Annotated in this window: 8 protein-coding genes; 3 read left to right on the top strand and 5 right to left on the bottom strand. The window is 36.1% G+C overall.

Annotated features, from left to right (window positions below; genetic code table 11):
* Positions 1-9: 9 nt before the first annotated feature.
* The 5 genes from EXIGUO8A_RS12040 to EXIGUO8A_RS12020 form a co-directional block, all read right to left on the bottom strand.
* Positions 10-1,311, bottom strand: a complete 1,302-nt coding sequence (locus tag EXIGUO8A_RS12040) for an alpha-L-fucosidase (protein ID WP_159303312.1) — start codon at positions 1,309-1,311, stop codon at positions 10-12.
* Positions 1,312-1,314: 3 nt separating this feature from the next.
* Positions 1,315-3,636, bottom strand: a complete 2,322-nt coding sequence (locus tag EXIGUO8A_RS12035; protein WP_159303311.1) for a GH92 family glycosyl hydrolase — start codon at positions 3,634-3,636, stop codon at positions 1,315-1,317.
* 11 nt (positions 3,637-3,647) lie between these two features.
* Positions 3,648-5,699 carry a glycosyl hydrolase 115 family protein gene (locus EXIGUO8A_RS12030; protein ID WP_159303310.1) on the bottom strand — a complete coding sequence of 684 codons (2,052 nt, stop codon included), beginning with the start codon at positions 5,697-5,699 and terminating at the stop codon, positions 3,648-3,650.
* Between the two features lie 313 nt (positions 5,700-6,012).
* Positions 6,013-7,662 carry a RagB/SusD family nutrient uptake outer membrane protein gene (locus EXIGUO8A_RS12025; protein WP_159303309.1) on the bottom strand — a complete coding sequence of 550 codons (1,650 nt, stop codon included), beginning with the start codon at positions 7,660-7,662 and terminating at the stop codon, positions 6,013-6,015.
* Positions 7,663-7,680: 18 nt separating this feature from the next.
* Positions 7,681-10,758: a SusC/RagA family TonB-linked outer membrane protein gene (locus tag EXIGUO8A_RS12020; protein ID WP_159303308.1), complete on the bottom strand. Its 3,078-nt coding sequence runs from the start codon at positions 10,756-10,758 to the stop codon at positions 7,681-7,683.
* A gap of 311 nt (positions 10,759-11,069) precedes the next feature.
* Between EXIGUO8A_RS12020 and EXIGUO8A_RS12015 the strand changes: the two genes are divergently transcribed.
* The 3 genes from EXIGUO8A_RS12015 (at position 11,070) to EXIGUO8A_RS12005 (ending at position 15,814) form a co-directional block, all read left to right on the top strand.
* Positions 11,070-12,458, top strand: a complete 1,389-nt coding sequence (locus EXIGUO8A_RS12015; protein WP_159303307.1) for a 3-keto-disaccharide hydrolase — start codon at positions 11,070-11,072, stop codon at positions 12,456-12,458.
* 5 nt (positions 12,459-12,463) lie between these two features.
* Positions 12,464-13,819, top strand: coding sequence for a Gfo/Idh/MocA family protein (locus EXIGUO8A_RS12010; RefSeq protein ID WP_159303306.1), 1,356 nt, complete (start codon positions 12,464-12,466; stop codon positions 13,817-13,819).
* Between the two features lie 159 nt (positions 13,820-13,978).
* Positions 13,979-15,814 (top strand): alpha-L-rhamnosidase-related protein, encoded by a 1,836-nt coding sequence (locus EXIGUO8A_RS12005; RefSeq protein WP_159303305.1) that lies wholly within the window; start codon positions 13,979-13,981, stop codon positions 15,812-15,814.
* The last annotated feature ends 8 nt before the right edge of the window (positions 15,815-15,822 follow it).

Genomic DNA, 15,822 nt, shown 5'->3' with positions numbered 1-15,822 from the left:
TGATAGCTCTCAGTTATTTATAAATTCTACATTCGTTATTTTAACCACTATAGGGTTTGGCCAAACTTTATCGTTATAGAGACGTTGCGCTCTACTTATTGAAATTTCCAATAAGTCTTTATGTTGAATATACCTTGATGTAGGTGTGTTTTCTGGCCAGTATTCTACTACTAAATCATTCTGCCCCAGAACCGAAACATTCGTGTTTTTAGTGGCTTTCATGTTCTTGAGCAAAAAACTCCTCCTAAAACCTTTAAACCAATCTTTTTGACCTGATATTAAAACATATGCTGTATTATCATCTTTATCTTTGGTAAACCACATATCGCCATCTTTTATACTAGTTGGCACTGTTCTAACGTTCTTTATACTTTCATTGTTAACAAACATCCACAAGCCTATTTCTCTTAATCGTTCTTCTTGCTCTATGGGTATTTCGCCATTTGGCTTAGGACCAATATTCATTAAAAAATTTCCGCCCTTAGCCCTAATTTCCACCAACTTTTCAATAAGCTCTGTTCCGCTTTTATATGTCTCATTTGTAGGTTTATATTGCCACTGCGTACCCATAGTCATACAAGTTTCCCATGGACCTGGTAAGGCGGCATTAGGAATGTTTTGCTCTGGAGTTTCCATTTCCCCTCTAGTAACAACAATATTGGGATCCAATGCATGTACATATTGAACAATTGGTTCTGTTTCAAAAGCATCAAAAAAGATAACATCTATGGGACTAAACTTCTCCACAAGCTCCTTAACCTGTTTTTTATCGTAGTCCAGTAATTCTGAGTTTTCTGTAATCTGGCTCATTTCTCTTTTACGAGATATAAGATTGCCTTGTTTATTAAGAAAATTAAAGTCCTCTGGAGAAAAATAGACACCTACTTTGAGACCGTGTTTACGTAAAGCATCAAAAAGTTCTTTGGTAATATCCTTACCATATGGGGTATTCATGATATTAAAATCTGTCGTATCTGTATCCCACATACAAAAACCATTATGATGTTTAGTAGTGAAAACAACATATTCGGCACCAGAAATCTTAAACAATCTTGCCCATTCATCAGCATCAAATTTATCTGGATAAAAAGTTTTTGGCAATTCATTAAAATACCTATTAACATATTCATCCGAAGCCCCAACCAAGGAATGACTTATAACACTACCCAATTGAGAATCAATGCTCCAATGCACAAAGATTCCGAATCCCATATCCATGAAATCCTCTTCAAGTTGATTATTGTTCTTTAATTGCGAAAAGACAGATGACGCTGTAAATACTAGAATAAATATGAACCTAAATTTTACCATCCCCTATTTTTTATTAGTCATTTTTAAAACTAATTCTCCACCTTTAACAACATCATCATGTTTAATACTACTGCCTTTTAATAGGTTTCCATTAAATTCACCTTTAGATACAAATACATTTTCATCATTGTTGTTATCGGCTTTTATGATAAAGGTTCCCCCTGGGTAATATTCAGGATTTAACTGTATATTGATTTCGTTAAAAATAGGACTCCCTATTTGATATTCTGGATTAGCTTCTGTACCACCGTTCATTTGAAAAAGACCGATTTTCATAAGTACTGCCAAGCTGCCCATTAAACCTTGATCTTCATCGCCGTTATACCCAGTTGAAGGTGATAAGCCGCCAAACACTTTTTTTACAACTTTTCGCGACCAATATTGCGTTAAATCCGGTCTTCCTAATTGATGAAAAACAAAAGCTGTTTGAATTGAAGGTTGGTTACCAAAATTGATAGGAATTCTACTATACTCCGGATGTAGTTCTAACGCATGAGAAGTACCTGCCGTATAACCTAAATCTTCAGCAGTTTTAAATTGTTCGTTCAATTTTTGAACAGCAATATCTTTACCACCCATTAATTTTGCCAGACCGTTTAAATCATGCGGTACAAACCAAGTTGACTGCGCTCCATTAGATTCTATGAAACCATCTTCTAAATGATATGGGTCATAGTCGGCTTTCCAAACTCCATCTACATTTTTGGGTCTCATCCAACCAATCTCTGTATCAAATACATTTTTATAATTGGCAGATCTTTTCAAGAAATAATTGTAGTCATCTTCATGCCCTATTTTTTTGGCTAATTGCGCCAAAGTCCAGTCTTGGTAGGCATATTCCATTGTTAAACTTGCCCCATCTTGATGACCTCCAAACTTACCTTCTGGAATCGGATAAGGAACATAACCTTGTCTCATGTAGTATTTAAAACCACCTCCAAAATTTGTAGTATGCTCATACCCAGCTTTTTCCATTATACCACCAGCTAAGTGATTTTTCTTTAAAGCTTGATATATACTTTCCAATTCATCTACTATTACGCCTTTTTGTATAGCCGTTACCAAAAAAGGCGTTGCACTTGCACCGGTCATCACATAAGTATAATTACCACCTGATGGTCCACGAGGTATGAGTCCGCCATCTTTATAATACTGCATTAATGAATTTGAAAAATCATGCATTATTTCAGGATACACTAATCCCCAAAGGGTGTTTAATGTCCATTGTGCTCCCCAAAAAGAATCTGAATTAAAATGATTGAACATAGGCTTTCCGTCAGTATTTAAAGGTAATTGCCCTACCCTAAAAGAATCGCCCGTATTATCTGGATAAGCCCCGTTGACATCATTGATAATTCTTCTACCTTGTAATGCGTGCCACAAATCTGTATAAAACCTTCTTTGATCGTTTTCAGACCCGCCTTTAACGTCAATTCTACCAAGCAAACCGTTCCATTGCTCTTTAGCCTCGCCCTTAACATTATCAAACTGCCAATGTGGTAATTCTTTAGTTATATTAAGTTCTGCGTTGGCAACAGAGGTGTAAGAGATACCTACCTTCATTAAGACATCCTTCTGTTTATCATCTAGTATTATGAGAAAATTACCTGTTTCATCATCCTTTTCAAGGGAAGATATTTTAGTGTCTAATTTTACTTTAAAGTAAACCGTTATTGGTTTTGGACGTCTATGCGTAGGCGCCATAATAACACTGCCGGAAAGTTCATTTTCTGAGTTTTGCTCTAAAACCCCATCGGTATTGCTACTAGGCCCCAACAAAGTATTTAAATTAAAAAGGATCGCTTTTTCCTCCGAATTATTAGGGTATTTATAATGATGCAAGCCAACTCGTGTTGTACTTGTCAACTGAGCGTCAATTTCATACCTATCTAACCGGACTTGATGGTAACCCGGTGCAACAATTTCATTATCATGATTAAATTTTGAGTAGAAATTTTTAAAAATGGCACTTTTACTATCCTTATTGGTGGTAACGGGCATTACCGAAATACCGGACATTTGCCATGCGTGAATATGGCTAAATCCTTTTATAGTATCTGTTTTATATCTATAACCACTGCCCCAAGCGCCACCAATTTGTGTATCTGGACTTAGGTTGACCATACCAAAAGGTCTACTGGCCGAAGAAAAATAAAACCATCTAGAATTTTCTGAATCTAAAAGCGGATACACCTTTTTGGTATAATCAATTTTTTGCGCACTGACCTTTGTAGATTCTTTACGCTGTTCTTTACATGCACCTATAAGTAATATTGAAATGCTTAGTAAAACAACATTGTTTTTTAATATGTTAGCAAATGTCATTCGTTTCAATTTTAAAGTGTCATTTTATTAAGATTAGCTTCAATTGCACTAAGCATTTCATAGGTAGGAAAACCATTATTTTGCCTTCTATTCGCAATAGCATACCAATTTTTCCATTTATCATCAATATCACCAGAACTTCTGCGGTCTAAGATGATATCTAGTTTCTTTTTTGCTGTTGGCAATAATGAAATAGCCTCATTTAGGTATCGAATATCTTTGGTTGTTTCAAATTCCTTTTTAAGCATCGCCATTTTATGCAGCTCTATTTCAAAACCTATTAAATCTGAATACAGCTGCGCAGGAAGTAGAATATATGAGTGATAAAAATTGTCGTTCCTATCTAAAATTTCATACCCCAACTCCGCTTCTGAAAGCGATTTTTGCAATACTGCATTTACCCTTTTCACATTCTCCACATCACTGATGACGCGATCATAGTCGTAAGGAACGGGAGTTTTTCCTGGTCTTTTAATTGGAGCGTTAGATAGGTAGGATACCGCTTCCCTTATTTCCCATAAATGTTCTACATATCCTTTTCTTCCTTCTTGTGCTTCATTTAGGAGTTTCATAGACTTAACAGCATGTAATGCTGCTTTCGGTGTAAAATATTGTTCTGTCCAATCTTTATAAAAGGTATCGGCATGAAAAGCATCTGGATCATAACAAATTTCACTATACGCAACTAGGTTCAACAGAAACGGTCTAAAGTTTTGCCCATTGACCAAGCAATAATTATCCGCATCATAATTCTGAAACATTTCTTTCATCACAGATTCAACCTTCTCGGGATATGGATTGTGCACGGTATGGTTCAGCCAATAACCAGCATGCATGTACGTACCAAAATCATACCCATCAGTGGTATTTGGCAAATGTTCAAATTCACCAAAGCCATGATCAGACCAAAGAACTGTCCAATCTTTAGGAGGTCTAAAGCCGTTGTTCCACATTTCCATTCCATCAGAATAGCACACTAAAACCTTGTTAGAATTGGGTTTATACTCATCTACCAATGCTCCAAAAGCTTCGTAAACTTCATTGAACACTTCAATTTTGCTTTCACCACAGGTACTCTCGTATTCCCAGTCCCATACTTGGTGGCGTGGCCTTAGAATAAAAATGTCGGTTTTCGCTAATGGAGTATGTTCAAAATAGTAGCGCCAAGCTTTTAGCCAATCTGCTTTATATTCTTTCCAGCAATCTGCCTTATCAGCATCCATAGGATGAATTTGATATCCTAGGGCAAAATCTACCGCTACTTTCATACCCTTTTCATGTGCATAGTCAATCATTTTATCCACATAGTCGATGTCTATTTGATAATCTGGTTTTAGAGTCTTGTATTCTGGTCTTATAAAAAACTCTGGTCTGCCCAACATATCGAACAATTGAATAGAATTGTAACGAAGGCGTACCAATGAGTTGATCATTTCTGTATAACTTTCCCAGTCATATTTTAATAGTTCGCCTCTAAAATTGGCAAGCTCATCTACATCATTCTCAAAATATGTAAGAATAGGTACTTTTGGTGCCGCTATGGTTTTCGGTAAAAAATTCAATAAATCTTCAACACTTTTATTCTCAGGTAATTTTCCGGTCCAATATTCTAAAGGGTCTACGCCCAATATATCCTTAGAGAAGTCATAAATCGCGTATTGAAAACCTTGTACATCAGATCCAATAATAGCAATGGCATCATTTTCACCATAAATATTTTTAGCCCAAATACCAGCACCTGGTTTTAATCTTGATATTTCTATTTTACCTTCAGAAACCATGTTTTCCACAACGGTATTATTATCGGGAGTTCCCAAAATAAATACCAGCGTATTTTTTGGTATCTTAGAATTCTCTTTAACAACGACCACTTCTTCATCTAAAACTTTCTCCAAATCTTTTTTTAAATCTTGAATCGTTGACGTTTCTATTTTATTGGCATTATCACCCTCAATTAAGTATACCACCGAAACATTTTCAGCTTTACCATTACACCCCATGCATAATGCAATACTGACAAACAGTAATAAGAAGTATTGTATTTTACTATATTTTTTAATCATTCGTTTAGGTCTTTCTATTAAATAGAAGTTTTGGGTATTTTAATCACGTTCATTTAAGATTAAGTATCTTAAAAAGGCATTTTCAACTATTATTTGATTAAGAATTTAGGAACTGGAAAAGGAAGGCTAATCTCTGTAATAAGTTCAACTGTAGTATTAAATCATGAATACTATATAGTTAAGAATGAAATACCTTACTACTAAATTCATCTATTTTCGTGCTATTGTAAAATACAGGCAGGTGCAAAACCTGCCTATATCAACACAAAGAAATAAAACTAACTTCTTATCTATTATTGTAGTTCTTCAATTCTTAATAACCAGGGTTTTGTTCTAAAGAACCATCTGACAATTGAAGTTCATTAGCTGGTATAGGTCTTAATAAATGCACACCGGCATCAAAAGAACCATGATCAATAACATGCGGGTTATAGAGATCTATACGTTCTTCTAACTTACCTGTACGCTTTAATACCGCCCATCTATTCTCTTCGCCTGCAAGCTCTACTGCCCTTTCGTTTAAAATATCATCAATAGTTATAGAGGTATATTCATTTGCTACACCAGTTGCTCTTTCACGAACAATATTTAAATGATTTAGTGCAGATGCAGTATTACCGGCACCCAAATAAGCTTCAGCGGCTATTAAATGCGTTGCCGCAACCCTAAATACAAATGTATCTCTTGCACCATCAGTATCTTCGTTAAAATCTTGATCGTCAAACTTTTTAAATATTGGGAAATTGGTTCTTTCAATATTCAATGAGTATAGGTAATTCACGCCCGGCACATCTTCAGGTAACCCAAAAAGATACTGGTCTGGCTGATATACCCAATAACGATCTAAACGCTCTGCAAGCTCATCTGCATCTAATGCATTTTTAGGATAGTACACAATGGTATCACCTGCAACAATATTATCTGGACCATCTGGCTCATCACTATCGGCAATAATGGCACGGTGAATCGTAGCATCTTCTCTTGTATCGTTATCGGCGAACAAAGAATAAAAGAAAGGCGTAGGCATTGCGCCAAATCCGCTTACCCCGTATGGAGTGGTAGTTCTATTTACGCCAGGATAATTAAATACCTGATTCATAAATAAAGAGTGCTTATTATTGCTTTTATCGTCGGCCAAACCACTGTTACCATATTGAATTGCAAACAATATTTCATCATTTTCTTGATTACTATAATCAAAAACTTCAGCAAAAGATTGGCTGCGAATATCATAATCGCCTATAGCCTGCTCAGCTAAAGCTGCAGCAGTGTCAAAATCAGCAGAACTACCTTCAGCGGTATACGCTCTGGTCAAATATACTTCTGCCAACAAATGTTGTGCAGCACGTTTAGATATTCTTCCTGTACTAGGGTCATCTAATAATAATGGAATAGCCTCTTCTAAATCTGAAATTATTTGTGAGTAGGTTTCTGCTTCGGTGGATCTAGCATAATCTGTACGAATAGTCTGTGCTTCTTCAAGCTCAATAACTACCCCACCGTACTGTTGTACCAAATTGAAATAAGCCAAACCTCTAAGTGCTTTTGCCTGTGCAATACCATAATCCCTAGCTCCTAAATTAGCATCGCTCCAATTTATCTGATTTTCAAATCTGCTAATTACACTATTAGCCTTACCGATAACACTATAGTTATTGGACCACACTGCCAAACCTTCACCAGAATTTAAATTAAAATAATCATTGGTAGGTGAAAAAGAGAAAATTTCGCTTTTACTGGTAAAGATATCCGTACCTAAATATTGAAAAGTATATTCTTTGTAAACTTCTCTTAAACTGCTATATACCCCAATGACCAACTGATCTGCATTGTCTTGTGTAATAAAATTTTCAGATGTGATATCTGAATATATTTCTTCTTCTAAATAATCATCGCAAGCATAGCTCAGCGAAAGCATAACCAAGAAGACCGTTATAATCTTTATATATTTTAATAGTTTCATCTTTTTATAGTTTAAAAATTAGTACGATAATTTTAATCCGAATAAAACTGTTTTAACCGAATACCCCATGTTATAGGAATTCTGTAAACCTGTTTCTGGATCCGGACCAGCAAAATCGGTAAAAGTGAATGGATTTTGAACATCAAGTGACAAACGTAGCGTAGACATTTTCCACTTGTCTAAAAGGTCTTGAGGAAAAGAATATGCAAGACCAATATTACCTATTCTCACAAAAGACATATCTTCATAGAACCATGGATAAGAAGATTCTCCATATTCTGGCGAAGGATATCTAGCATCGGGATTATTAGGAGTCCAATAATCTTGTTTCAAACTATTAAAGACCGCTGCATCACCATTGAACGATGCAAAATTCTGATGAAATTCTGAATGTCCGAATACACCTTGTCTTGTATTCACCTGAACGTTCATTTCAAGATTTTTATAATTAAAGGTATTTGTCATACCTGCGATCCAATCTGGAGATTGAGAACCAATAACCCTTTTATCTTCTTGATTAATAACTCCATCACCATTTTGATCAACATACTTATACTGGCCAGGTAAAAGCCCAAAAGACTCCGCTTCAGCGGCCTCATCTATTTGCCAAATACCATCTACCTCATAATCAAATGTTGCATCAATGGGCGCACCCACTTGTAACACTCCGTTCAACCTTGAATCTGAGCCAACTAATATTTGTTCTATACCATCGTAAAGCTCAAGTATTTCGTTGTCATTGTTGGTGTAGTTGATGTTGGTTCGCCATGTAAAATTGTCTGTGCGTACATTTACGGTATTTAAGGTAAGTTCAACACCTCTATTTCTTACGGAACCAAAATTACCTATGGTACCAGAATCTCCAAAGCCTGTTACAAACGATAATTGACGGGCAAGAATACTACCCTCTGTTTCTTTGTTATAATATTCAAAACCAAAATTTACTCTACTATTCAGTATACCAAAGTCTAAACCAAGGTTATATTCTTTAGAAATCTCCCAAGTTAAATCGGCATTTGAAAGCCCCTCAACAGATTTACCCACATTAAAATCATCTCCGAACAAATAACTGTCCTGTGCTAAAAATGCTAAAGAGCTGTATGGATTTACTGTTTTATCATTACCAGACTCACCGTAACTTAAACGTAGTTTTAAATTACTTAACCAATCAACATTCTGTAAAAAAGGTTCTTCACTAGCTCTCCAAGCAAAGGCTGCTGACGGAAAGAACGCCCATTTATTACCTACCGCTAGTTTTGAAGAACCGTCATATCTACCAGTGAATGTGAAAAGGTATTTATCTTTAATACTATAATTTATACGACCTGCAAAAGAAGCTAAAGTCTCCTTTTCATAAAAACTACCGTAATCTCTCGGTACTTCCGCTCCACCTTCAGTATTAAAGAATAAGTAAGCATCGGTATCAAAATCACGTACTTGTATATCGCTTCCTTCAGGGTTAGAATAGTATAGTGAATTGATCAAAGTCGTTTTAAGATTGTGCCCATCGGCAATATCGAAGTTAAAATCAAGAATATTATCCCAAGTATAAGAGGTTTTAAAGTCAGATTGATAATGAGACTGAATTCTAGTTGGGTCATTTCTAGATGATTTCGTTAATAAACCTCTATATTCCCCAAAACGTTGTGTACTAATATTAGGTGAAAACTGTGTTTTAAAGTTAATCCAATCGTTTGGTTTATAATTGAAAAACACATTGGCGATAACATCAAGGGTTTTGGTATTTATTCTCCAAGCACCCTCTGCATCATAAATAGGATTTACAAATCTTAAATCTTGATCATCTGGAAATAAAATTGGTTCTCCATTTTCATCAAACGGATTCACCGTAGGGGCTAAACGTAGCGTACTTCTAAACAACTCTCTACTACCTTGCTCCCTTTCTGATAAGGCTAAGTATGATTTGATACCAACAGTTACCTTATCTGACACTTTTTTAGATAATGAAGCACTTAGGTTATATCTTTCAAACTCTTCTATACCCATAACACCTTCATCATGTAGATAACCAATTGATCCATTATATACCAAACCATTATTACCACCAGACATGCCAACGGTATGGCTCGTTTGCAAACCAGTTTTTCTAAATAGATCCATCCAATCAGTATATCTACCATTAGCCACATTTGATGCTTCTTCGTTAGATGATTGAATTTCGGTAGAACGGTCAACTACTATATTATTATAAGACGCAACGGTCCTGTCCGTACCCTGCCAAGCTCTTGCCCTTAGTACGTCATCAACAAATTCTACATATTCAGGACCTGAGTAGAGTTCTGGTATATTAGTTGCCGATCGTAAACCAAAAGAAGAATCATAAGTAAAAACAGTTTTACCTTCAATACCGCTTTTAGTAGTAATGATTACTACACCGTTCGCACCTCTAGATCCGTAAATAGCAGTTGCCGATGCGTCTTTTAAAATATCCATCTGCTCTATATCGGAAGGGTTTAAAACACTGATGTCATCGAAGAATATGCCATCTACCACAAAAAGAGGCTTAGAAGGATCATCTTCGAGATTATCACTAACACCATCTCTTTCATTACCTTGGTTAGCGGTAATTACAGTATTACCACGAATCTTAATTGATAAGGGTGCACCTGGTTTTGAATTGAGGGTTCTTACATCTACCCCGGCGATACGACCTTGTATTGCCTGACCTACATCTGTCTTTCTCTGCTCTGTAAGTGTTTCGCTATCTACCGAAGCCACAGCACCGGTTAGGTCACTTTTCTTTACAGATCCATAACCAATTACCACAACTTCATCAAGTTGAGCAGTATCCTCTGTCATGGTAACAGATAGATTAGCTTGACCAGAATAGGTTACTTCTATAGGTTTATAACCCAAGTAAGATACACTTAACACATTTCCGTCTTCTACGGCAATACTAAAATTTCCATCAAAATCAGATACCGTTCCGTTTGATGTTCCTTTTACTACAATAGATGCTCCCGGAATAGGCATACCCTGATCATCTGTCACCGTACCACTAACGCTGTTCTGCGCCAATAGTACCGATGACATGCCCAATAAAAGGAATACCATTAAAAGTTTTAGTTTTTTCATTTTTGTTATCATTAAGTTAATTGACTACTAATGTATTGTTAAGAACAAGTTAATGGATGGACATATTCATCGAAAATATGGACAGCGGCAAAAAAATCATTTATTTTCACGGTACTAATTTCATAAAATACAGCTTAAATAATTACGAAATTCACATAGTTAGTAGATTCGAAATTTCATATTTTCATTTTTCAAAGAAATGACCAAATTTTTGATTAGAACGCAAAATCCATGCTTTGTACTAAAATGTCCATCTCAAAAAATTATAAAACTTTTACTTTGTAAAGCCTTATTTAATCAATATAACAACAATGAAAAATTACCCATTAAAAAGTAAACTATTACTTGTAGCAACTACCGTCTTACTATTTAGTTGCGCCGAAACACCTAAAGACGATGCCCCTTGGGTGGATCTTTTTGACGGAGAAACTTTAAACGGATGGCATAAATTGGGCGGTGATGCCAGCTATGCTGTAAAAGACGGTGCTATAGTGGGCACCACTACACACAATACGCCCAATACATTTTTAACTACTGATGAAATGTATACCGACTTTATTTTAGAATTAGATTATAAGGTAGATTCTACCATGAATTCCGGTATACAAATAAGAAGTAACAGCCTACCTACATATAGAGATGGTAGGGTACATGGCTACCAAGTTGAAATAGACCCCTCTGAAAGAGCATGGAGTGGTGGAATATATGACGAATCTAGACGTGGTTGGCTTAACCCAATGACCGATAATCCAGCAGCTCAAAAAGCTTTTAAGCAAAACGAATGGAACCACTATCGCATTGAAGCCATTGGAGACACTATCAAAACATGGGTAAATGATGTACCTGCCGCCTATTTAATAGATGACAAAACATCAAAAGGATTTATCTGCTTACAGGTTCACAGCATTCATGAAGACCAAAAAGCAGGCACCGATATCATTTGGAAGAACGTAAAAATCATTACTGATAGCGTTTCTAAATATTCAAGAACTTCTCCATTAAAACCTATTATCACTAAAAATCAATTGACCATTGATGAAAAGAAAAATGGATGGAAATTACTATGGGACGGTAAGACAACGAATGGTTGGCGAGGTGCCAAAATAGAAGAATTCCCAGAGAAAGGATGGAAAATTGAAGATGGTGTTTTAAGTGTACTTTCTTCTGGAGGAGCTGAATCTGCTGCCGGTGGAGATATAGTAACCACAGATTTATATGAAGATTTTGAACTGAAGGTCGATTTTAAATTAACACCAGGAGCCAACAGCGGTATTAAATATTATGTAGATACCGAAATCAATAAGGGAGAAGGATCTTCGATAGGTTTGGAATACCAAATACTGGATGACAATTTACACCCTGATGCCAAAAAAGGAAACCATGAAGGTAGCAGAACAGTTAGTTCTTTGTATGATTTGATCAAAGCTGATGTTAACAAACCTATTAAACCAATTGGAGAGTGGAATACAGCCTATATTATTTCTAAAGACAATCATGTTGAGCATTGGTTAAACGGTACTAAAGTTCTTGAATATGAAAGAAAGAGCGATGCCTACAGAAAATTAGTATCTGAAAGTAAATATGCCAAGTGGCCCAATTTCGGAGAATTGGACAAGGGTCAAATTCTACTTCAAGATCATGGAGACCTAGTATCCTTCAAAAATGTAAAAATTCGTGAAATCAGTAATACAAAAGAATAAATACAATGAGTTCAAACAGAAGAAATTTTATTAAGAAAACAGCCCTTGGAGCAGTAGGCGCTACAATAGCAAGTACTACCGCTAACGCTATGTCTGCAAAGAGCTATTCTAAAATAATAGGTGCAAACGATAGAATTCATGTTGCTATTCAAGGTTTAGGAAGAAGATATGGCGCCTACATACCTGCCATAGCACACAAGAAAAACAATGTTGAGCTATCTTACCTATGTGATGTCATGAAAAGTCAGCGCGATAAAGCCGCCTCTGAAGTAGCGTCTAAAATTAGCAACAAACCAACTTTGGAAAATGACATTCGTAAAGTATTGGATGATAAAAATGTTGATGCCGTATTTATGTCAACTCCCGATCATTGGCATGCACCAGGTGCTTGTATGGCAATGCAAGCCGGCAAACAGGTGTATTTAGAAAAGCCATGTAGCCATAACCCTCGTGAAGGGGAATTAGTGGTAGCTTATCAGAAAAAATTCGATAAAGTAGTTCAAATGGGTAATCAACAAAGGTCTGCCCTTGAATCTCAAGAAATAATAAGGGACATACATAACGGTGTAATAGGCGATGTTTACAAGGCAACCGCTTTCTACATTAGCGGTAGAGGTCGCGTGCCTCACCAAACCAAAGCAAACCCACCTGAAGGTTTAGATTGGGACCTATTTCAAGGTCCTGCTCCTAGAAGAGCGTATACAGATAATACGTGGGACTACAACTGGCATTGGTACGGTTGGGATTATGGTACTGCAGAAATGGGGAATAATGCTACCCATGAACTCGATATAGCCCGTTGGGCATTGGGAGTTACCTACCCTGAATATGTTTCTGTTGATGCCGGTAAATTTCATTACAAAGATGACGGCTGGGAAATGTACGATACCATGGAGGCAACTTTTAAATTTGCAGGAAATAAAACGATAAAGTGGGATGGCAATAGTAGAACGGGCTATCATAAGTATGGTAATAAATATGGTAGAGGAACTATAGTTGCCGGTTCTAAAGGTACTGCCTACATTGATCGTGGAGGATATAAGTTATTTGATCAAAAAGGTAACTTCATAAAAGAAAACCTATCCTCTGGTAAAGAAGCAGGTACGGCACTTGGTGGCGGTGGCGATATGTCTACATTACACACTGTCAATTTCTTTGATGCCATTAGAGGAAAAGCGGAGTTAACCTCACCAATAGATGAGGGTGCTATTAGCCAAATGTTAACACATTATGCAAATATTGCATCAAGAATTGATGATTCATTTGAAGTTGATGAGACTACAGGCCGCATTTTTAATAGAGAAGCCATGAAATTATGGTCTAGGGAATATGAGCCAGGTTGGGAAATTAAAGATGTATAATTCGCCCTTCTAAACATAAATATGCTGGTACATAATTTTTCTTTTTATCTGGAAAAATTATGTGCTAGTAATTCTACTTATTAGTTATTAGACTAGGTACTATGTTGAACTAGCATAGTATCTGGTTCTAATTATCATTACCAACTTACCGAAAACACTATGAAAAAGCATATTTACATATGTCTTGCATTACTGTCTATATCAATATCTCAAGCTCAAAATAGCCTTAAGAATATTGACTTGAGAACAACTGATGTTAAACCTACCAAGGTCGATAAATTAGATACTGAAAGTTACTTAATAGATTTCGGAAAAGCATTCTTTGGCACAGTCCAATTAAGTAGTACTAGAGGGCAAGTAGATTCACTGGTTATACATTTGGGCGAAAAACTAAATGATGAAAATAGAATAGACAGAGATCCGGGAGGCACAATTAGATATCAAAAAGTGGTCTTAAAAAATTTACCCGCTAACCAAAAAATTAAGGTAAAGCTCACGCCTGACAAACGAAATTCAACCGGAGCTGCAATTTTATTGCCTGATAGTATAGGTGTGGTAATGCCATTTAGATATTGTGAGATAGAAAATTTAAAAATTCCGTTTAAAGAATTATCAATACATCAAAGAGCATTGCACAATAAGTTTAATGACAATGCCAGTTCATTTTCATCATCGAACAAAATATTAGACTCCATTTGGCAGCTTTGCAAACACACGATTAAGGCTACAAGTTTTACAGGTTTATATGTTGATGGTGATCGTGAAAGAATTCCATATGAAGCAGATGCCTACATAAATCAATTAAGCCATTACAGTGTAGATAGTCTATACAATATGGCTAGAAGAACCAATGCATACTTTATTGAAAATCCTACTTGGCCAACGGAGTGGTTACTACATACCGTACCCATGTTTTACACGGATTATATGTATACGGGCGATTTGAAAACCTTACAAGATCATTATGAAAATCTGAAATTAAAAACATTGATGGATTTAGAACGTGAAGACGGACTCATTAGTTCTTCTTCACCCCACCTGAACAAAGAGTTAATTGAAAAACTAGGGTTTAAAAAACCTGACACTAAAATAAAAGATATTATTGACTGGCCACCTGCACAAAAGGATACAGGTTGGAAATTGGCAACGGCAGAAGGTGAAAGAGATGGATACGAAATTGTTCCGGTAAATACAGTCGTAAATTCATTCTACTATTACAATCTAAAACTTATGGCAGAAATTGCCGGTTTTCTTGATAAAAATGAGGATGCAATTCTATTTAAAAAGAAAGCCAATACCGTAAAAGAAACCATAAATACAAAACTCTTTAATAAAGAAAAAGGATATTATATTGACGGCGAGGGTTCCGCTCATTCTTCTCTCCATGCCAATATGATGCCCTTGGCTTTTGGTCTTGTACCAAAAGAACATATTACATCGGTTACTGATTTTATAAAAACCAGAGGGATGGCATGTAGTGTGTACGGGGCCCAATATTTGTTAGAAGGATTATATAAAAGTGGCGAGGCACAGTACGCATTAGACCTCATTACAGAAACCAAAGGCGATAGAACCTGGTGGAATATGATACAAGTTGGCGCCACCATGACTATGGAAGCGTGGGATGTAAAATACAAACCAAATGCTGACTGGAACCATGCTTGGGGTACGCCACCCTTAAACATTACTACACGTCACATGTGGGGCATAAAACCCAAAGCACCAGGGTTTAAAGTAGCAGAAATACAACCTCAACTAGCCAACTTAACGTATTCCAATATTAAAGTACCTACTAAACACGGTGCTATTATCGCAAATTTTAAAAAAGACAAAAATAACCGTCATTATAACATAGAAATACCTGATAATATGTCCGCTGAATTTACAGTTCCCCCTAATAATCTAAAAGGCAGGCACAATGGAAAAAAAATAAAACCAAGTCAAAAAATAATAATCCTTAAAAGTGGGGTTCATTCAATTGACTTAAAACAATAACCAGCAAC

Source organism: Maribacter litoralis (assembly GCF_902506355.1).
Taxonomy (GTDB): Bacteria; Bacteroidota; Bacteroidia; order Flavobacteriales; family Flavobacteriaceae; genus Maribacter; species Maribacter litoralis.
Note: the sequence above shows the minus strand (reverse complement) of the source record. Positions and strands in the feature narration are given on the sequence as shown.